Raw genomic sequence first — 20,307 nt, 5'->3', positions numbered from 1 at the left:
TCGTTAAGGAGGTGATCCAGCCGCAGGTTCCCCTACGGCTACCTTGTTACGACTTCACCCCAGTCATCGGCCACACCGTGGTAACCGCCCTCTTTGCAGTTAGGCTAGCTACTTCTGGTGCAACAAACTCCCATGGTGTGACGGGCGGTGTGTACAAGGCCCGGGAACGTATTCACCGCGGCATTCTGATCCGCGATTACTAGCGATTCCGACTTCATGGAGTCGAGTTGCAGACTCCAATCCGGACTACGATCGGCTTTTTGAGATTAGCATCCTATCGCTAGGTAGCAACCCTTTGTACCGACCATTGTAGCACGTGTGTAGCCCTGGCCGTAAGGGCCATGATGACTTGACGTCGTCCCCGCCTTCCTCCAGTTTGTCACTGGCAGTATCCTTAAAGTTCCCGACATTACTCGCTGGCAAATAAGGAAAAGGGTTGCGCTCGTTGCGGGACTTAACCCAACATCTCACGACACGAGCTGACGACAGCCATGCAGCACCTGTATGTAAGTTCCCGAAGGCACCAATCCATCTCTGGAAAGTTCTTACTATGTCAAGGCCAGGTAAGGTTCTTCGCGTTGCATCGAATTAAACCACATGCTCCACCGCTTGTGCGGGCCCCCGTCAATTCATTTGAGTTTTAGTCTTGCGACCGTACTCCCCAGGCGGTCTACTTATCGCGTTAGCTGCGCCACTAAAGCCTCAAAGGCCCCAACGGCTAGTAGACATCGTTTACGGCATGGACTACCAGGGTATCTAATCCTGTTTGCTCCCCATGCTTTCGCACCTCAGCGTCAGTGTTAGGCCAGATGGCTGCCTTCGCCATCGGTATTCCTCCAGATCTCTACGCATTTCACCGCTACACCTGGAATTCTACCATCCTCTCCCACACTCTAGCTAACCAGTATCGAATGCAATTCCCAAGTTAAGCTCGGGGATTTCACATTTGACTTAATTAGCCGCCTACGCGCGCTTTACGCCCAGTAAATCCGATTAACGCTTGCACCCTCTGTATTACCGCGGCTGCTGGCACAGAGTTAGCCGGTGCTTATTCTGCGAGTAACGTCCACTATCTCTAGGTATTAACTAAAGTAGCCTCCTCCTCGCTTAAAGTGCTTTACAACCATAAGGCCTTCTTCACACACGCGGCATGGCTGGATCAGGCTTCCGCCCATTGTCCAATATTCCCCACTGCTGCCTCCCGTAGGAGTCTGGGCCGTGTCTCAGTCCCAGTGTGGCGGATCATCCTCTCAGACCCGCTACAGATCGTCGCCTTGGTAGGCCTTTACCCCACCAACTAGCTAATCCGACTTAGGCTCATCTATTAGCGCAAGGTCCGAAGATCCCCTGCTTTCTCCCGTAGGACGTATGCGGTATTAGCATTCCTTTCGAAATGTTGTCCCCCACTAATAGGCAGATTCCTAAGCATTACTCACCCGTCCGCCGCTAAGATCAGTAGCAAGCTACCTCTCTCCGCTCGACTTGCATGTGTTAAGCCTGCCGCCAGCGTTCAATCTGAGCCATGATCAAACTCTTCAGTTAAAAATCATTTTGCACCTTATTAAAGACAAGGTGCCAATTCTGGCTCATCAATTTTCTGACTTAAATTTCGCTCAAATAAACTTCGAGTAATTTAAACCAATCAATCAATGATAATATTTCGATTAATCAATCAGTAAAAATCCACACAAGTTGTTCTTCAATTCTCTTAATGATCTTCTTCCTGGTTCGTCACCAGCAAGCTAGGTCGGCTATATTACTCTTAATCTCTTAAAAGTCAACAGGTAATTTCGATATTTTTAAAACTTATTCTCAAAACCAACTTCTCATCAAATTTATCACTTAAAGCAACCAACTTAATTCCAAGTAACTGTTTTTCAACAAGTTATTATCTGCATCACCGCCGATGGATGTGCATTATAGAGGATTAACATCCCTTTGCAAGGGGTATTTCAGCCTTTTTCTATTGAGTGCCGTTTTTTTCTACTATTTTGCAAAAAAAGTGATATATATGGCTTTTTTTTAGGCATTTTCGCCACTTTTATTAATTTTATTTTTAGGAAAATACAGTTCATCTTAGATTTTTGATGTCTTCTTATTCTTATATAGTCGTTAGAGGTATATATAGCATTCTCTATTCCAAAGATTCCAAAGATTCCAAAGATTCCAAAGATTCCAAAGATTCCAAAGATTCCAAAGATTCCAAAGATTCCAAAGATTCCAAAGATTCCAAAGATTCCAAAGATTCCAAAGATTCCAAAGATTCCAAAGGAATATTAGAGCAAATACTCTACTCTCAAGCTATATTTCGCTCTATCTTGTTATTTGCTTTGATTACTTTTCATTATTACTGATCTATAAATTGTTCCACGTGGAACGTTGAATTGTTTTTTTAATCCTTAAATAAAAAAAGCAGGATTACTCCTGCTTTTTATCACTACAGAACATTCTTAGTCAGTGAACGTTACACGTGCAATTGCTTTTTTACCTGACTGAATAATGAAAGTACCGTTTTCTTTTACAGAGAAACCAGCATCAACAGCATTCCAGTCAACTTTTACTGCACCGCGAGCTACTGCATCTTTTGCAGCTGCAGCATTCGGATTTAATCCAGCTACACGTAGAATTGTGGCAATAAAGATTTCTCCACCAAACTCACCACGCGAAATAGTCACCTCTGGGGTGTCTTCTGGTACTTCACCTTCTGTAATAAGGTTGCCAGCACTTTTATGTGCATTAGCGGCAGCTTCTGCATCATGGAAGCGCTCAACTAGCTCAAGTGCAAGAATACGCTTTACTTCTTGTGGATTACGACCAGCAGCAATTTCTTCTAATAAAGCTTTGATCTCATCTAGAGATTTAAAACTTAATAAATCGAAATAGCGTTCAATTAAAGAGTCTGGCATTGATAAAACTTTTTGGTACATTGCCCCTGGTGTATCAAATACACCAATATAGTTACCTAAAGATTTAGACATTTTATTTACGCCATCTAAACCTTCTAGAATCGGTACAGTGATACACACTTGCGATTCTTGGCCATAACGACTTTGTAAAGTACGACCCATAAGTAAGTTAAAGGTCTGGTCTGTACCACCTAACTCAACGTCAGCTTCAAGCGCAATGGAGTCATAACCTTGAACTAAAGGATATAAAAACTCATGAATTGCAATTGGCTGATGATTGCTATAGCGCTTAGTAAAGTCATCACGCTCTAACATACGAGATACAGTTTGCTGACTTGCTAGCTGAATAAGGTCAGCAGCAGATTTTTGATTAAACCATTCTGAGTTAAAACGTACTTTTGTTTTATTCGGGTCTAATATTTTGAAAACTTGTTCTTGATAAGTTTTAGCGTTGGCTTCCACTTGTTCACGTGACAACGGCGGACGAGTTGCACTTTTACCAGTTGGGTCACCGATCATCGCTGTATAGTCACCAATTAAGAAGGTAACTTCATGGCCCAAATCTTGGAAGGTTTTTAATTTATTAATAAGAACCGTATGTCCTAAATGTAAATCTGGCGCTGTAGGGTCGAAACCAGCTTTAATTTTAAGAGGACGATTCTCTTTGAGCTTTTTCAGTAAATCTTCTTCTGAAATAATTTCGTGCGTGCCTCGTTGGATGAGGGCAAGCTGTTCTTCGGCGGGCAAGAAATTTGACATCACAAAACCTAAACACATCAGTTATTCAATTTGTGCGATATACTAACATTTTTTCAGCGTCTTGCAGGGGAAGTTGCATATGAGCGCAATCTATATCGGCGTAATGACTGGCACTAGTATGGATGGTGTGGATATTGTTGCGGCTTCATTTGAGCCACTACAACTTCATGCCACTCTTACAGTTCCATTTGAACCCGAGTTACGTGATGAGCTTATGGCGTTAACTTTGCCTGATGACAATGAAATTGACCGCATGGGTAAAGCTGATGTTGCTCTAGCCAAAATGATTGGTCATGGCATTAATACTCTCATTGAAAAAAATCAGTTAGATCGTAGTCAAATTAAAGCAATTGGCTCACATGGGCAAACCATTCGTCATCGCCCAGAACATGGATTTACTTTACAAATTGGTGATCCCAACATCATTACTGAAATTACTCAGATTCAGGTTGTTTCAGATTTCCGTCGTAGAGATATGGCAGCAGGTGGTCAAGGCGCACCATTGGTTCCGGCTTTCCATCAAGCATTATTTCAACATCCAAGTATTCATCGTGTGATTTTGAATTTGGGTGGTATTGCCAATGTGAGTATGTTGCCTGCCAATAATGCTGATGGCGTCTTTGGTTTTGATACAGGCCCTGCAAATATTTTGATGGATGCTTGGTGTCATCGCCATACAGGTCATCCATATGATGAAAATGGCGATTGGGCTGCCTATGGTCATCCTATTCGCTCTTTACTCGACCGTCTTCATGCGCATGAATATTTTTCTAAAGAGCCGCCTAAGAGCACAGGACGTGAAGACTTTAATATTGACTGGTTAGATGATCAGTTAATCGATTGGAGAAATGATTTAACTTACGATGAGTTAGAAGATACCCCTGAAAACATCCAAGCCACCTTATTAAAGCTTACTGTGCGTGCCATTCAAAAAGCGATTTATCGTTCTGAGATGGAAACAGGTGAAGTATATGTATGTGGTGGTGGTGCTTATAACTCTTATTTATTAGAACAATTACGCTGGCGTCTTCGTAAGCACAATTGGTCTGTTCAACCTACAGATGTTTTAGGGCTCTCCCCTACTTGGGTTGAGGCTACAGCATTTGCATGGTTAGCAATGCGCTTTGTAAATGGTTTAAGTGGTAATTTGCCCGCGGTAACAGGTGCTTCGGATTTCAGAATTCTAGGTACAATCACAGTAGTATAAAAACTACTTATTGATTGATTGGTCAGATTCGACCTCATAACACATTTACTGACCCGAAATGCTGTTATTTAAATGAGCATAAAAACTCATGATAAATGCCGACAAAAATAATTTAAGGCATATTTGTATGGATCTGACCAAACGTATTTCTCAATACACACGTGGGGCTTGGACATTCGATGTAATTGATTCAGGCCCTATAGATAGTCCACTCGTTGTTTTATTGCATGGTTTTCCAGAAACTGCTCATAGTTGGGAGCAAACCTCTGAATTATTGCATCAGCATCAATTTAGAACGCTTGCGATTCATCAACGTGGTTATAGTTTAAATGCTAGGCCTCAAAGCCGATTTCAATATTCACTGAGTGAACTTATAGAGGATGTGACAAGTTTAATTGAGCAGCTTGGTCAGCCAGTTTATTTAATTGGGCACGACTGGGGCTCGGCAATCGCTTCGGGCGTTGCGATGAAGTATCCACAATATATTCAGCATCTGACTTTAGTTTCTGTGCCTCACCAAGCTGCTTTTTTAAAAGCTTGTTTAAGCAGCAGACAACTTTTTAAATCTTATTATTTTGCAATTTTTCAGCTACCAATTCTGCCCGAACTTTTATTTAAAAAGATACCTAAATTGGGCCGGAAATTTCTTAAGTCAACAGGCATGACTGAACAGCAAATTGAGATATTTGAGGCTGAATTTATAGAAGAAAATAGATTAACTACGGCGTTGAATTGGTATCGTGGCTTTTTTTGGGACAAGCCTCAAAATCCGTTTAAAGCCATAGATGTCCCTACTCTCTTTATTTGGGGCAAACATGATATTGCCGTTACAGAAAAAAGTGCCGAGCTAAACTCACATTATTTTAAAAATAGTTATGAGGCAGTTTTTATGGATGCATCTCATTGGATTCCATATCAGAATGCTCCTGAACTGGTACAATATTTTTTAGAATCTGTCCGTAAAAAATAATGATCTGACCAATAAAAAACCTCTCAAAATAGAGAGGTTTTTTTAATTTTAAAATTTTTTTAAATCGAGAAAGAAGAACCACAACCACATGTTGTTGTTGCATTTGGGTTTTGGATAATAAAACGTGAGCCTTCAAGACCTTCTACATAGTCAACCACTGAGCCAATTAAATATTGATAGCTAAGTGAATCAACAAGCATTTTTACATCGCCATTTACGAATTCTGCATCATCTTCATTTACGCTTTCAGCAAAATTGAAGCCATACGAAAACCCTGAACACCCGCCTCCTGTTACATATACACGTAACATGAGATCGTCATTCCCTTCACTATCACGGAGTTGGCGTACCTTATTGGCAGCATTATCTGTCAAAACTAGAGCTTGGGCATTCATGATGATTGTTCCTCGGATTTTGCTGTGCCTTTCAAAATAAAAAAGACCCTATATTGAGTATAGCATAATCAATATAGGGTCTGTCTTCGAAGTTTAAAGCGAATCTTGAGTATTTTTATCAAGATTATTTGTAATTCTCGTCCTGTAAGCCACATTCGAAGTTTTTAGCATCTTGCTTACAACGGAATTGCCACAGTAGTTTCATCATACGTTTATCGTATACACCACGTTGTGTAAGGTTAATTCGAGACTCCCGCATAAGCTTTTGGTAGCCTGGTTTATCAGCTGCTGGAACATCCATCCAGTATTTTTGCGGAATATCAGCTTTCATTTTACCCAAGATAGTAAAAGCACGTGGTAGCTGACCTGAAACCCATTCTCTAGATTTCTGACCAAAACCAGCTGGGAACTTATCAGGACGGATAATAATATTTCCTGTGACCTGTAAGATCGGATAGTTCACGATCGCACCTTTTGTTCCTAAACCTTTTTGTAGCTCTAATGGTTTAAATGCTGCTGCTGGTGCACCAATAATATCAACTTGATGGTTATTAAATTTCGCGCCAAAATTTGTGACGTCAGCACTAACAGCCTGTGCTCCTACCTGCTGAACCATAATTTTTTGTGCTTCATCATAGTCAAGAACAGCAATTTTCTTACCTGCGGCTTTCGCTACTGTATTGATGCTGCGATCGTTTACTAGAAGGTAAGCATCACCAACTGGAATAACACCGACAACCTCATAGCGACCATTAACCATATATTTACTAAAAGTTGGACTCGCTAAACCTTGCATTATTTTTACAGCAAGCTTGAGGTCAGGAATGGCCCCTATCGCGTCTAATGATCCAGTAAATGAGTTAAATTGACGGCCACGCATCCCTGACACACTAATACCATCACATTTGCCTGCTTTAAAATCTTCAGCAATCACGGCTTCGTTTTGGTTTACTTTAAGTTCGATATCAGCTCCCCAGTTTTTAGCGGCAAGTTGATAATCCTTCATTAATGCATAGACATCGCCATTTTTACCAACGAAGTCAAAAACACATACTGTTTGTTTAGCCTGAGCTGCAAAAGAAACTGTTGTAAGTCCCATCGCAAGTAATAACATTTTGGAAAATTGCATATTCTTTTTCCTTTCCTTGTGGAGTTTTTGTTTTTCGATACCAAGAAATTTCACACCAATCAGGTATGAAGCGGATAGGCCTCATATAAAAATCATGATGGAATATTGGCATAGACCCTATTTGCTTTTATGATTTTATTTCCATGAAAAATAGATAGCGATTGACCTATCTATTAGCAATTATTTTAATCACTCAAGTCCTTGATCCATTTTTATACCTTCATGTTTCCTTATGAAGTTTTTATCTAAATTTAGCTTAACGTCTTTCTAACTAACCACAATGGCAGAATTGACAGCACATATAAAACAAAAAGCCTAGAACTAAGTCTAGGCTTTCTGAAAGAAATTAAGATTATTCACCAGGCATTGAACATTCAAAGTTAGCCTTGTCTACAGAACAACGTGCTTTTTTCAATACAGACATCATTCCTGCATCGTAAACACCACGTTTAGTTAAGTCCATACGACCATCACGCAACATTTTTTGATACTTAAGTTTGTCTTCTGCACTTAAGTTCATTTTGTATTTGCCAGGAATTTGCGCTTCTAAACGGTTGATCATTGCAAAGTTCTTAGGTAACTGTTTAACGAACCAGTCACGAGATTTTTGACCAAAACCAGCTGGGAATTTATCAGAACGTAATACTAGATCTGCTGTAACGTGTAATACAGGGAAGTTCCACATTACACCGTTTGCACCTAAACCTTTATTTAACTCTAATGGTTTGTAAGCATAAGCAGGTGCACCTACCATATCTACCTGACCATTGTTAAATTTCGCGGCAAAGTTTGAAATATCAGAAAGAACCGCTTGAGCGCCTACGCGTTGCACCATAATTTTTTGTGCATCGTCATAACCTAACACGGCGAATTTTTTACCCGCAGCTTTTTCAACAGAGTTGATGTTTTTGTCACGTACGAAAATGAATGCTGAACCTAGCGGAGAAATACCAGCAACTTCATATTTTTTACCACCCATATTAGTGGTCATTTTAGCTGCATTACGCGCATCTAATACATAAGTAATTGCACGTTGAGCGATTTGGTTATTTGGAACACCACCGAGTGAGTCGATAGATCCTGCGAATTTGTTATATTGGCGTGCACGCATTGCTGTCATTGCTACAGCATCACATTTGCCTGCTTTAAAATCATTATCAGCAACAGCCTCGTCCTGACGAGGAACCAAGTTAATTTCAGTACCCCAGCCTTTTGCAGCTAGAGCCCATTCTTCCATCATTTTATATGAGTCGCCTGCTTTTCCTAAGAGGTCGAATACACATACGGTACTCGCTGCTTGCGCTGAAGCAGAAAAACCAACAACAGAAGCGGCAGCCATAGCAAGTACGATTTTTTTCATTTTCTTCATCCTTCCACGGAACAGATTTTTTGTTTGAAGTTTCCTTTCAAAGACAGATATTAATCATGTTTTTTAGAAAAAAATAGAGCTTTTACTCAAATATTTTTATCTCATTGAACCATTGTTTGTTCAATTTAAATTATTTATTAGTGGTAAAAATCACTAAGTTTCCGTAAGTTACTTTTTATATTCACAATTTTCATACCCATATTCAGCTTTGAAATATATGTAGCGTTTTTGTGTTTAAAAAATAAACTATTCTCCATTAAGGGTACATTCAAAATTAGTTCTTTCAACCGTACAGCGAGCACGCTTCAGCACACTCATCATTGTTGCATCGTATACCCCTTGTTTTGTTAAGCTGAGGCGACCATCACGTAAAATTTTTTGATATTTAATTTTGTCTTCGACTGAAAAATTCATTTTAATTTTTGATGGTACGCCCATTTCTAGCCGTTTTATCATGGCAAAGTTCTGAGGTAATTGCTGTAGAAACCAAGCACGTGACTTTATACCGAAATCTGCGGGGAACTTATCACTTCGAGCAACTAAATCTCCCGTAACGTTAACCACAGGGAAAGTAAACATTGCCCCTTTCTCTCCCACCCCTTTACCAATCTCTAAAGGTTTATAAGCATAAGCTGGTGCAGCAATTGCATCGACTTGTCCACTATTAAACTTTTTCACAAAATCGGTAATTTCTGATGGAATGGGCTGCGCTCCAACACTTTCCACCATAATTTTCTGTGCTGCGTCATATTGCAAAATAGCAAATTTAGTACCGCGTACTTTTTCAATTGAATTCAGGTTTTTATCTCTTACAAATAAATAAGCCAATCCAATCTGAACAATCCCGACGACTTCGTAATTGGCTCCATTTTGTGCAGTTACCATACGATGTTTATTACGCTTATCTAAAACGTAGCTAATTGCTTTTTGGGCAATGGCATTACTGGTTACTCCACCAATCGCATCAATCGAACCTGCAAATTTATTGTAATTTCTCGCCCGCATGGAAGTCATATAAGCGGCATCACACTTGCCTTCACGCAACCTACGGTCAACCAAAGCTTCATCTTGAAATGGAATTAAAGTGATATCAGCTTGCCACTCTTTCGCTGCAAGCGCCCATTCTTCCATCAGTTTATAGGATTCACCTGACTTTCCTAATAAATCAAACACACACACATTTTGTCCCGCATGTGCTGTCCCTATAGCACAGCAAAATGCTGCGCCAATTATCCCCAATCTTTTTTTCATTTGACTTTCCTTAGTCTAGTTTTATTAGTAGCTCATTAATCAACCAAAATTTAAACTGTTTTTATTTTAGCCATATTTTTTTAAATGTGTTCTATCTTGTTCAATATTTTGAGAATTTCGGATGAATAGCGAAATTTAGAATGTCTTGATATATGTAATTATTAACAGCTACTCACTAAAATCCGGAAAGTTTTGTTTTCATCGGCAGTTCTCTTTAAAATACAGCATCCCTAACTCACCTCGATACAATAAGATGATTCAATTTGACCAAGTTTCTTTACGCCGCGGTGGACGTGTTCTATTTCAAAAAGCGTCTATGCAATTACACCCAGGTTGGAAGATTGGTCTAACTGGTGTAAATGGTGCAGGTAAGTCAACATTATTTGCTGCATTACTTGGAAGTTTAGGTGCCGATGAAGGTTCACTTACTCGTCCTACAGGCTGGACTGTAGCGCATATGGCTCAAGAAATAAAAGCCTTAGATATGCCTGCAATTGATTTTGTTCTTTCGGGTGATGAAGAATTTTGGGATATTCAAAATAAGCTTGCTCAACCAGATCAACTGACTGATTTTGAATTGGCTAAATTGCATGGCCGCTTTGATGAAATTCATGGTTATTCAGCGCCATCAAAAGCAGCCCAACTCATGGCTGGTCTTGGTTTTCTAGAAAATCAATTACGTTTAAACGTTGAGAGTTTCTCAGGTGGATGGCGTATGCGCTTAAATTTGGCGCGTACCCTTATGAGTCGTTCAGATTTATTATTACTAGATGAACCAACCAACCATTTAGACTTGGATGCAATTCTGTGGTTAGAAGATTGGCTTAAAGCCTATGAAGGTACACTCATCCTCATTTCACATGACCGCGACTTTTTAGATGCGATTACTGATCATATTCTTCACATCGAAAATCAGGAACTCACGCTTTACACCGGAAACTACTCTACATTTGAAACTACGCGTAGTGAACGTCTTGCCCAACAACAACAAGCTTTTGAGAAACAAGAAGAAACGCGCGCTCACCTACAAAAGTTTATTGACCGTTTTAAAGCAAAAGCGACTAAAGCTCGTCAGGCGCAGAGTCGCATTAAACAACTTGAGCGCATGCAGCAACTTGCACCTGCTCATGTAGATACGCCGTTTACGTTTAGTTTCCGTGAACCCACCAAAATGAGTTCTCCTTTGCTGACTTTAGACAATGCCAGCATTGGTTATGGTGATAAACAAATAGCCGAAAAAATCAGATTACAAATTACACCAACCTCACGTATTGGTTTACTTGGTATGAACGGCGCAGGTAAATCAACATTGATTAAGAGCTTAGTTGGTGATTTACCACTCTTAGCGGGTGAACGTAAAGCTTCCGAACTGCTTAACATTGGTTATTTTGCGCAGCACCAAATGGATGCTTTAGATGGGCATGCTACTCCAATGTTACAGCTTGCTCGTATAGCAGATAAAAAAATTAGTGAAGCCACCCTACGTTCTTTCTTAGGTAGTTTTGGCTTTAGTGGTGAACGCATGGATACGCCATGTGAAACCTTTTCTGGTGGAGAGCGCGCCCGTTTAGCCCTCGCACTCATTGTATGGCAGCGTCCAAACGTTTTAATTCTCGATGAACCGACGAACCATTTAGATCTAGATATGCGTCATTCACTGAGCATGGCATTACAAGACTTTGAGGGTGCTGTTGTACTGGTTTCCCACGAACGTCAACTCATTGCAAGTGTTTGTGACGAGCTTCTTTTAGTACACGGCGGTAAATGTACCGAATTCGAAGGTGATTTACAGGATTATGCAAAATGGCTACGTGAAGCACGTCAGCAACTTATCAATGCTCAAACTGCTGTGGCTCAAAATAATTCGTCCTCAACCACTGCTGCCGCCCCAGCTAAAGTTGATAAAGAAGCACAGCGTAAAGAAGCAGCTCGCCGTCGTGAACAAACTCGACCTATTCGTAAAAACATTGAAAAAGTTGAGTCTCAAATTGAGAAGCTTCAACCGCAGCTTGCCAAAATTGAAGAATCTCTAGCAGACACATCTCTATATGAGGCTGCACGTAAAGACGATTTACTCAAACTTATGAATGAACAGACTGAGCTGAAGGCTAAACTTGAGCAACACGAAGAGCAGCTTTTAGAACTCATGATGGAGTTAGAAGAAATGGAAGCTTCTTTTGATTAATCTGTTTTCTAAAATAAAAAAGCCGATTTCTTAATCGGCTTTTTTATTAATTAATAAGGGGTATAAAAAGCCCCTAATTCATTTAAATTGCTATTTACAGGTAAAGGCCAAACATTGCTTGATTGGCTATCTGCGATATATAGATCATAACCGCCTCGACTGCCTGTTTGTCCGGCAAGAGACACCACCATGTAACGCTGATCTAAAGGTGCTGGATCTGAAGTATCATAATTAATGCTGTTAAATGGCAAACGTGTGGTTTGTTTATTAGCTATATCATAGAGATAGATCTGATCATGGGCATTTGTTGAGCTATACCAACGCACATATAAAAACTGACTGCCTTGCCACCATACTGGATAATATGAGGCAATATTGGTCAGTTGTGTATCATAGGCACCCGACTGATCAATACTGAAAACTCTAGAATTATTTCCAGCACCTTTCGCATACAAGATTTGGGTGGTATTCACCATCGGATAAGGCATCGATTCTTCTATGTCCCAACCATTTTGAGTAACAGAAGTAATCGTCCGATCCGTCATTTTAACGATTTTTAAATCGCCATTTTGTTTAAAAATAATACGTTGGTTATCTATGAATTTTGGATCTTCGTCGCGTTTGTTATTTCCCTGAGTTAAGTTAATGGGTAACTCACTACTACCCACTTTCCAAGCATACACATCCCATGCATCGCCATAATGCTGCCCAGAGTTAACCCCCATAAAAGTTAACCATTTACCATCTGGGGAAAAATGGCCATTCATCATATGGTCGATTTTCCAATTTGTGCCCAGTAATGTAGTCTGCTGCGTTGTGAAGTTATAAAGATAAAGCTTACTGTCCCATGCGTCATAATCACTATAACGATGAAAAACTAATTTTCCATAAAAGGTCGGGACTGTAGCAGCATGCAATTGAAATACACTAGTGACAAAAACAATGCTACCCAATATGAGTTTATAAATCTTTTTCATAATTATATTGCCTATTGTTATTAGTAAGTACCGCCTAGAGAATATAACTTCCAATAGTTTAGGTATTAAACAAAATGCTTTTCTGGATACAAAAAAAGGGCTAATGATGATTAGCCCTTTCCCATAAAAAATCAATTATCTAAATTTTTTATGATTTTCATTTCGAATTTTGACTAAATTGATTGCTTCAGTTTTTGCTTGGTCTAATTGTCCTTGCTCAACTAATGCAGTTACTTTATCAATCTCAGTAACAAGCTGATCTAAACCAGCTTGGTACTCTTTTACCTGTACATTTCCTGAAGGTAAACCTTCGAGTTTATGCGGCAAATATTGCTTAGAAGAAACTGCTGCTTCACGCATTACAACAAGTTGTTGTTTCGCATTAGCAGCATCTTTCGCTTCAGCAAATGCTTTAGTGCTCTTAGCTAAAGTTTTCATATTTGTTTCTAAATCAGCTGCCCAAACAGCAGAGCTTCCTAAAAACGCACATGAGATTAACAGACTAGCTAATACTTTCTGACCCATCATCTTCTCTCCCTAGACTGATTTAGAATCGTGTTATCAATTAAGCATCAATATCCGCATTTAAAGCATTTTCTTCAATGAATGCACGACGTGGTTCCACATCATCACCCATCAAGCAAGAGAACATACGATCTGCTTCAATCGCATCATCAATAGTTACCTGCAACATATTACGGTTTTCAGGATCCATTGTCGTTTCCCAAAGCTGTTCAGCGTTCATCTCGCCAAGACCTTTATAGCGCTGAATCATCATACCGCGACGCGAATCTTGCAAAATATGCTGCCAAACTTGATGGAAGTTAGCTACCTGAATACGGCGATCACCTTTTTGTAAATAAGCACCATCTTCAAGCAAACTGAACCAACTCTTCGAGTTTTTCAGCAAACGTGCATACTCAGCTGAATTCAATAAAGCTGCATCAAGCAAATATGCATGTGGCAAGTTATGAACATATACTGTAATACGCGGCCAATAATGCGCAGATTTTTCACCTTGAGCATTTTCACGTTCAAATGACTCTAGTGTAATTTCTGGACGTAAACTTGGCTGTAACCTTGTAATGATAGCTTTTACTTGATCAGCCCATTGTTGTACATAAGCCTGATCATGATTTTGATCGCTCTTGAATGCTTCTACTTCAAGTAAAGCATCCAATAAGCTAGCTGGATAACGTAAAGTTAAGCGCTGTAAGCTCTTTTGTGAAACTTGATAGTCTTGAATTACTTTTGCAAGAGCTTCACCCGTAATAGCAGGCGCTTCAGCATTGGTATGCAAAGATAGCTCATCAATCGCATTTGAAATTAAATAAGTTTCCAATGCATCATTATCTTTGATGTATTGTTCCTGCTTACCTTTTTTCAATTTATACAAAGGTGGCTGCGCAATATAGATATGCCCACGCTCAACCAATTCTGGCATTTGACGGAAGAAGAACGTTAATAACAAGGTACGAATGTGCGAACCATCAACGTCGGCATCGGTCATGATAATGATTTTATGATAGCGTAGCTTATCGGGATTATATTCTTCACGGCCAATACCACAACCAAGCGCAGTAATTAAAGTACCTACTTCCTGACTAGAAATCATTTTGTCAAAGCGAGCACGTTCAACGTTTAGAATTTTACCTTTCAAAGGTAAAATAGCCTGCATTTTACGGTTACGGCCTTGCTTGGCACTACCACCTGCAGAATCACCCTCGACAAGATATAGTTCAGAAAGTGCTGGATCTTTTTCCTGACAATCTGCCAATTTACCTGGTAAACCAGCGATATCAAGCGCGCTTTTACGACGCGTCATTTCACGTGCTTTACGTGCAGCATCACGTGCACGTGCAGCATCAATAATTTTGCCTGCAATCGATTTTGCAGCTTGCGGGTTTTCAAGTAAGTAAGCAGAGAACTCTTTGTTCATTGCTTGCTCAACTGCTGGTTTTACTTCACTCGATACCAGTTTTTCTTTGGTTTGAGATGAGAACTTCGGATCAGGTACTTTTACCGAAATAATAGCAGTTAAACCTTCACGCGCGTCATCACCGGTTACATTAACTTTTTCTTTCTTGATAATATTTTCATTTTCAAGATATTGGTTAAGACCACGAGTCAACGCTGCACGGAAACCTGCTAAATGTGTACCACCATCTTTTTGAGGAATGTTATTGGTAAAACAACGAACGTTTTCTTGATAACTTTCGTTCCACTGCAAGGCTACTTCTACAACAATGCCGTTATCTGTATCCGCAGTAAAATGGAAAATCTCATTCAGATGAGTTTTACCTTCGTTAATATATTTTACAAACTCAGATAAGCCACCTTCGTAGTCATACACATGTTCAAGGTTAATTCGTTCATCACGTAAAACAATACGCACGCCCGCATTCAAGAATGAAAGCTCACGTAAACGACGCGCTAGAATTTCTACGTTAAAGATAGTTTGGCTAAAAGTTTCTGCACTTGGCCAAAAACGTACTGTTGTACCGCTTTTATCTGTTTCACCAATCACACGTAATGGATATTGTGGATCGCCGTGTTGATATTCTTGCTCATGCACTTGACCAGCGCGAGAAATCATTAAATGTAATTTACGCGAAAGTGCGTTTACTACAGAAACACCTACGCCGTGCAAACCACCTGAAACTTTATAGCTGTTGTCATCAAACTTACCACCTGCGTGCAGAATGGTAAGAATTACTTCAGCTGCAGAAACACCTTCTTCAGGGTGAATATCGGTTGGAATACCACGGCCATTATCAGAAACGCTTACTGACTCATCTTCATGAATAGTGACAATAATTTCATCACAATGCCCAGCTAAAGCTTCATCGATTGCGTTATCGACTACCTCGAATACCATATGGTGTAAACCGGTACCGTCGTCTGTATCCCCAATATACATACCCGGACGTTTACGAACTGCATCTAATCCACGTAATACTTTAATACTAGAGGAATCATAAGCCTTTTCATTGGTTTGTTCTGTTTGAGAGGCTGATTGAGACTCTGAACTCATGGTTTCTCCCTAGCAAATATAGGTTTATTCAAAGATGGTTAACATCAAAAAATTATGGTGAAGCAAGACTAACTTGACCGGATTCAACATTGAATAATTGATATGAAATAGACAGATCATGTAAGTGTTTTTTTACCGATGCATGATCTAAAGTTGTCATAAAAACCTGGCTACCAAGTTGGCTTAATCGTTCAATTAAACGTTGTTGTGCGGTTAAGTCTAATTCTGCTGTCAGATCATCTAATAATACCACAGTTTCCTTATTACTCGCATGTAACATTGCAATTTGTGACAGTTTTAAAGCAATAATCAGCAGTTTTTTCTGACCTCTTGATAAAACCACATCAGCATGTCCAAACGGGGTTTTTAAGCGTAAATCTGCACGATGAGGACCATATTCGGTATACCGTCTTTCGATATCTTTTTGGTGTTGATTTAGTAGGTCTTGCATGAGGCCCTGCTCTGTATGAAAACCTGGACTGTATTCCAGTTCAATTTCAAGATCAGGGAGTAATTGGCTCAAATCATTTTGAAAAAACACATTCCATTGTTCCACAATACCCAAGCGCTGAGAGTGCAAAATTTCACCATAATCACTCAGCATTTTGTTCCAAGGCTCTAAATCAGCCAACGACAAATTTCTTCGGGTTTTAAGTAGCGTATTTCGCTGTTTTAAAGCCCGCGAATAGTATTGCCATGCAAAATAAAATTCAGGTTCCACGTGGAACATCAGCCAATCTAAAAGTTGGCGTCGTGGTTTTGCACCATGGTCGATAATGTCGGTACTTTGTGGATCAAGATGCTGCAAAGGAAGCAATTTAGCAAGTTGGCCTTGGGTAGCTACGGTATCGCCATTGACCTTCATCAACTGCTCACCAGAGGCTAACTTTTGCATGCCAATTTTTTCAGTACTAGACTGTGCAAAGACAATCGCATCTTCGGCAGCATACTGAATATAGTTTTTAGGAATATGAGTGCGGAACGATCGTCCAGTTGCAAGCAAATGAATTGCTTCCAGAATTGAGGTTTTCCCTGAACCATTAGCGCCATAAAATATATTAAACGGTTGCAACCCTTGGAGTGCAACCGTTTTTAAATTACGCACACGTTCAATGTTTAAGCGCGTAAGATGCATATTAGATAGCCAGATTATACACGCATCGGCATAACTACATAAGTTTGATCAGTATGTGCTGGGTCTTGGACCAAAACAGACTGATTCGCTTCACTCATACTCATGTTTACGTCATCGCCATCAAGTACACCCAATACTTCAAGTAAATATTGCGCATTAAATGACATTTCAAGCGGTACGTTTTGATATTGGATAGCTAAATCTTCAATAGCCTCATCTTGCTCAGGATTATTCGCACGAAGCTGTAAAGAATCTTGATTAAAATTCAAGAAAACGCCACGCAATTTTTCATTACTCAAAATTGCAACACGTTGTAATGATTGCTTAAATACATCATGGCTAATTAATACATGTTTATCGCCACCACGTGGAATTACACGACGATAATCAGGGAATTTTCCATCGATCAATTTTGTTGTAAAACGAACAGTAATATCACCCTGCTCTTTGTCACGACTTGGCGTATTGATGGTTACATTTAACAACTCACGACCAATCAACAATGTTAATTGTTCATCTTCAATACTCAATAAGCGCTGTAATTCACCAACAGCTTTACGAGGTACAATAGCCTGAACCAATTGAGATGATGTAGAAGAAGCCGTAATTTCACAAAGTGCTAAACGGTGTCCATCTGTTGTTACTGCACGTAATTGATTTTCATCAATTTCCAATAAAGTACCTGTTAAATAGAAACGTACATCTTGTACAGCCATCGCAAAAGCAGTTTTTTCAAATAAACGCTTTAACTCACGTTGAGTTACCTGTACTTGAGTACCTTGACTATTTTCAGTCGTCAATAATGGATAATCTTCTGCTGGTAAAGTTCCTAATACGAAACGGCTATTACCAGATTTTAAGATACATCTTTGATCTTCAGTAATTTGTAAATCAATTAATGCAGCTGTAGGCAATGATTTACAAATTTCCATTAATTTACGCGCAGGGACTGTGGTTTCCCCTGCTTCAAGGCATGCCCCTTCTGTTAAAACAGTGCTCGCAACCAGTTCGACCTCTAAATCGGAACCAGTAATGGTGAGCGCCTGAGCATTAGTCTGAATTTTGACGTTTGAAAGAATATTCAATGTATGACGACGTTCTACCGCACCGACAACATGCGATAAAACATTGAGTAAACTTTCTTTAGCGATTTTCAAACGCACGATTCATTCCTCTAGCAACTTGGAGCAAATATTTCATTTTTTAGCTGTGTACTATGCTGCACTTACGTAGACTTTGCAACAATGTCTTATTATTTCATTAACTCTGAAGTAGACGCAGTAGATTTTTATAATCTTCGTCAAAAATTGGATCTTCTCCGCGCAGACTGGTTACTTTTTCACAAGCATGCATCACAGTACTGTGGTCGCGTCCACCAAAAGCCATTCCAATTTCTGGAAAACTATCACCGGTCAATTCACGAGCAAGTCCCATTGCTAACTGACGTGGTCGAGCATAAATTCGCGTACGTTTGGGCCCTACTAATTCTTTTAATGGAATACGGAAATATTCACTTACCACGCGCTGAATATTTTCTACACTAATCGTTCGTGCACGGATAGCCAACACATCTTTTAAAGACTCACGCACAACATCAAGATCGATTGGCGCACCTTTAAAACGAGAAATTGCAACGACTTTATTAAGTGCCCCTTCAAGTTCACGTACGTTAGCAACGACTTGTTGTGCAATAAATAGTGCACAATTTCGAGGTAAATCAACGCCGCTATTTTCGGCTTTCTTTAATAAAATTTCGATACGAGTTTCAATATCTGGTGGTTCAACACCTACTGAAAGTCCCCAAGAAAAACGGGAAACTAAACGCGGATCTAACTCTGTTAATTCTTTTGGATAACGGTCTGAAGTTAAAATAATTTGTTTAGATTCATCAAGTAAAGCATTAAATGTATAGAAGAACTCAACTAGACTCGCCTCTTTACCCGCTAAGAGATGAATATCATCGACCAACAATAAATCCAAAGAACGGCAGTTCTTCTTAAATTCTTCTACTTTGCCTTTTTGTAAAGAACTCACAAAATCCTGAACAAAACTCTCGGAAGTCATATACATCACACGAGCATTTGGTTTGGCTTGTAATAAAGCATTACCCACTGCTTGCATTAAGTGCGTCTTACCTAATCCTGTAGGACCGTATAAAAACAAAGGGTTATGCTGTGAAGCACCTAATTGAGTTAATACTTTTCTACATGTTTCAGCAGCCATCTGGTTCGAACGCCCTTCAACAAATAAAGAAAAAGTAAACTGAGGATTCAGTAGTTTCTTTTTCGATGTTTTCGGATTGACGACACTATTCGCATGTGGGCTAGAAACAGACTCAGGCTCTTTTTTTACTTTAATACTTTGTGGTGGCGCAGTTTGCAAAGCAGCTGTAGTGGTTGCTGGTTGTTCGCTCGATGACAAAATACTCCCAGGACGAGAATCAACTAAAATCTCAACCTGACGGACACGCCCTTCTGACAACTGCTCAGCCAATATAGAAATTAATTCTAAATGATTCTCTTGAATGTAACGCGTCCAATAAGGGTTAGGAGCATAGAGACGTAGTATCCCTTCTACTTCTTCAGCAACTAATGGGCGAATCCACATCGCAAAGACGTTATCAGAGAGCTCTTGTCGCAAGCGAGTTAAGCAGTCTGTCCAAAGCATGTGTATCCCCTATTTTTGCGTTTTTAAATTCAAACAATCTAAAGATTCACCCTTCCATATGAGAAGGGGTCGCCATTCTAACCAAGTTATCCACATCTGTCATGACGAATTCGAGTGATTTTGTCTAAAAAGAAAACTCTTGTGAATAAATTTAAATTCAAAACCACTTGTGTATAACTTTTTGCACAACCTGTGGATAAATTATCACACAAACTTATCCACAATCCATAAATATAATAAAAACAGAGTTATCAACAACCCAAACATATGTTTTTTAAATTTAAAAGTGCGAAATCCACAGAAAAAACCACTCCTAATAAGAA

Annotated in this window: 14 protein-coding genes and 1 rRNA gene; 3 read left to right on the top strand and 12 right to left on the bottom strand. The window is 39.6% G+C overall.

The features are described from left to right. Positions 1 to 4: 4 nt before the first annotated feature. Positions 5 to 1,542, bottom strand: a 16S ribosomal RNA gene (locus AOLE_RS00080). Between the two features lie 908 nt (positions 1,543 to 2,450). Then, positions 2,451 to 3,683 (bottom strand): tyrosine--tRNA ligase, encoded by a 1,233-nt coding sequence (gene tyrS / locus AOLE_RS00070; protein WP_013196511.1) that lies wholly within the window; start codon positions 3,681 to 3,683, stop codon positions 2,451 to 2,453. A 61-nt stretch (positions 3,684 to 3,744) separates the two neighbouring features. Between tyrS and AOLE_RS00065 the strand changes: the two genes are divergently transcribed. Both AOLE_RS00065 and AOLE_RS00060 read left to right on the top strand, forming a co-directional pair. Next, a complete protein-coding gene (locus AOLE_RS00065; protein ID WP_013196510.1) occupies positions 3,745 to 4,872 on the top strand; it encodes an anhydro-N-acetylmuramic acid kinase in 1,128 nt (375 codons plus the stop codon). Between the two features lie 127 nt (positions 4,873 to 4,999). Then, the gene (locus AOLE_RS00060; RefSeq protein WP_013196509.1) at positions 5,000 to 5,842 is read left to right on the top strand and encodes an alpha/beta fold hydrolase; all 843 of its coding nucleotides are present in this window, start codon (positions 5,000 to 5,002) and stop codon (positions 5,840 to 5,842) included. Positions 5,843 to 5,901: 59 nt separating this feature from the next. On the opposite strand, the gene erpA is transcribed toward AOLE_RS00060, so the two are convergent. The 4 genes from erpA to AOLE_RS00040 all read right to left on the bottom strand — a co-directional run bounded on the left by erpA (position 5,902) and on the right by AOLE_RS00040 (position 9,986). Beyond that, positions 5,902 to 6,237: an iron-sulfur cluster insertion protein ErpA gene (erpA, locus tag AOLE_RS00055; protein ID WP_003656048.1), complete on the bottom strand. Its 336-nt coding sequence runs from the start codon at positions 6,235 to 6,237 to the stop codon at positions 5,902 to 5,904. A 124-nt stretch (positions 6,238 to 6,361) separates the two neighbouring features. Continuing rightward, positions 6,362 to 7,366 carry a putative solute-binding protein gene (locus AOLE_RS00050; RefSeq protein WP_013196508.1) on the bottom strand — a complete coding sequence of 335 codons (1,005 nt, stop codon included), beginning with the start codon at positions 7,364 to 7,366 and terminating at the stop codon, positions 6,362 to 6,364. A 352-nt stretch (positions 7,367 to 7,718) separates the two neighbouring features. Then, complete coding sequence (locus tag AOLE_RS20215) at positions 7,719 to 8,726, bottom strand: putative solute-binding protein (RefSeq protein WP_003656045.1); 1,008 nt, start codon at positions 8,724 to 8,726, stop codon at positions 7,719 to 7,721. A 255-nt stretch (positions 8,727 to 8,981) separates the two neighbouring features. After that, positions 8,982 to 9,986: a putative solute-binding protein gene (locus AOLE_RS00040; protein WP_013196507.1), complete on the bottom strand. Its 1,005-nt coding sequence runs from the start codon at positions 9,984 to 9,986 to the stop codon at positions 8,982 to 8,984. Between the two features lie 253 nt (positions 9,987 to 10,239). Between AOLE_RS00040 and AOLE_RS00035 the strand changes: the two genes are divergently transcribed. Further along, positions 10,240 to 12,171: an ATP-binding cassette domain-containing protein gene (locus tag AOLE_RS00035; RefSeq protein ID WP_013196506.1), complete on the top strand. Its 1,932-nt coding sequence runs from the start codon at positions 10,240 to 10,242 to the stop codon at positions 12,169 to 12,171. A gap of 50 nt (positions 12,172 to 12,221) precedes the next feature. Here the strand turns inward: AOLE_RS00035 and AOLE_RS00030 are convergent, their stop codons facing one another. The 6 genes from AOLE_RS00030 to dnaA all read right to left on the bottom strand — a co-directional run bounded on the left by AOLE_RS00030 (position 12,222) and on the right by dnaA (position 19,984). Then, complete coding sequence (locus tag AOLE_RS00030) at positions 12,222 to 13,148, bottom strand: TolB-like translocation protein (RefSeq protein WP_013196505.1); 927 nt, start codon at positions 13,146 to 13,148, stop codon at positions 12,222 to 12,224. 135 nt (positions 13,149 to 13,283) lie between these two features. Then, positions 13,284 to 13,676: a cytochrome b562 gene (cybC, locus tag AOLE_RS00025; protein WP_005308364.1), complete on the bottom strand. Its 393-nt coding sequence runs from the start codon at positions 13,674 to 13,676 to the stop codon at positions 13,284 to 13,286. A 37-nt stretch (positions 13,677 to 13,713) separates the two neighbouring features. Continuing rightward, entirely contained in the window at positions 13,714 to 16,182 is a 2,469-nt protein-coding gene (gene gyrB / locus AOLE_RS00020) for a DNA topoisomerase (ATP-hydrolyzing) subunit B (protein ID WP_004795574.1), read from the bottom strand. A 52-nt stretch (positions 16,183 to 16,234) separates the two neighbouring features. After that, positions 16,235 to 17,317, bottom strand: a complete 1,083-nt coding sequence (gene recF, locus AOLE_RS00015; RefSeq protein ID WP_005308367.1) for a DNA replication/repair protein RecF — start codon at positions 17,315 to 17,317, stop codon at positions 16,235 to 16,237. Between the two features lie 14 nt (positions 17,318 to 17,331). Next, on the bottom strand, positions 17,332 to 18,480 hold the full coding sequence (dnaN, locus tag AOLE_RS00010) for a DNA polymerase III subunit beta (protein WP_005308370.1): 1,149 nt from the start codon (positions 18,478 to 18,480) through the stop codon (positions 17,332 to 17,334). A 97-nt stretch (positions 18,481 to 18,577) separates the two neighbouring features. Then, complete coding sequence (dnaA, locus tag AOLE_RS00005) at positions 18,578 to 19,984, bottom strand: chromosomal replication initiator protein DnaA (protein ID WP_005308372.1); 1,407 nt, start codon at positions 19,982 to 19,984, stop codon at positions 18,578 to 18,580. Between the last annotated feature and the right edge of the window lie 323 nt (positions 19,985 to 20,307).

This window comes from Acinetobacter oleivorans DR1, from assembly GCF_000196795.1.
In the GTDB taxonomy this organism is placed as follows: Bacteria; Pseudomonadota; Gammaproteobacteria; order Pseudomonadales; family Moraxellaceae; genus Acinetobacter; species Acinetobacter oleivorans.
Note: the sequence above shows the minus strand (reverse complement) of the source record. Positions and strands in the feature narration are given on the sequence as shown.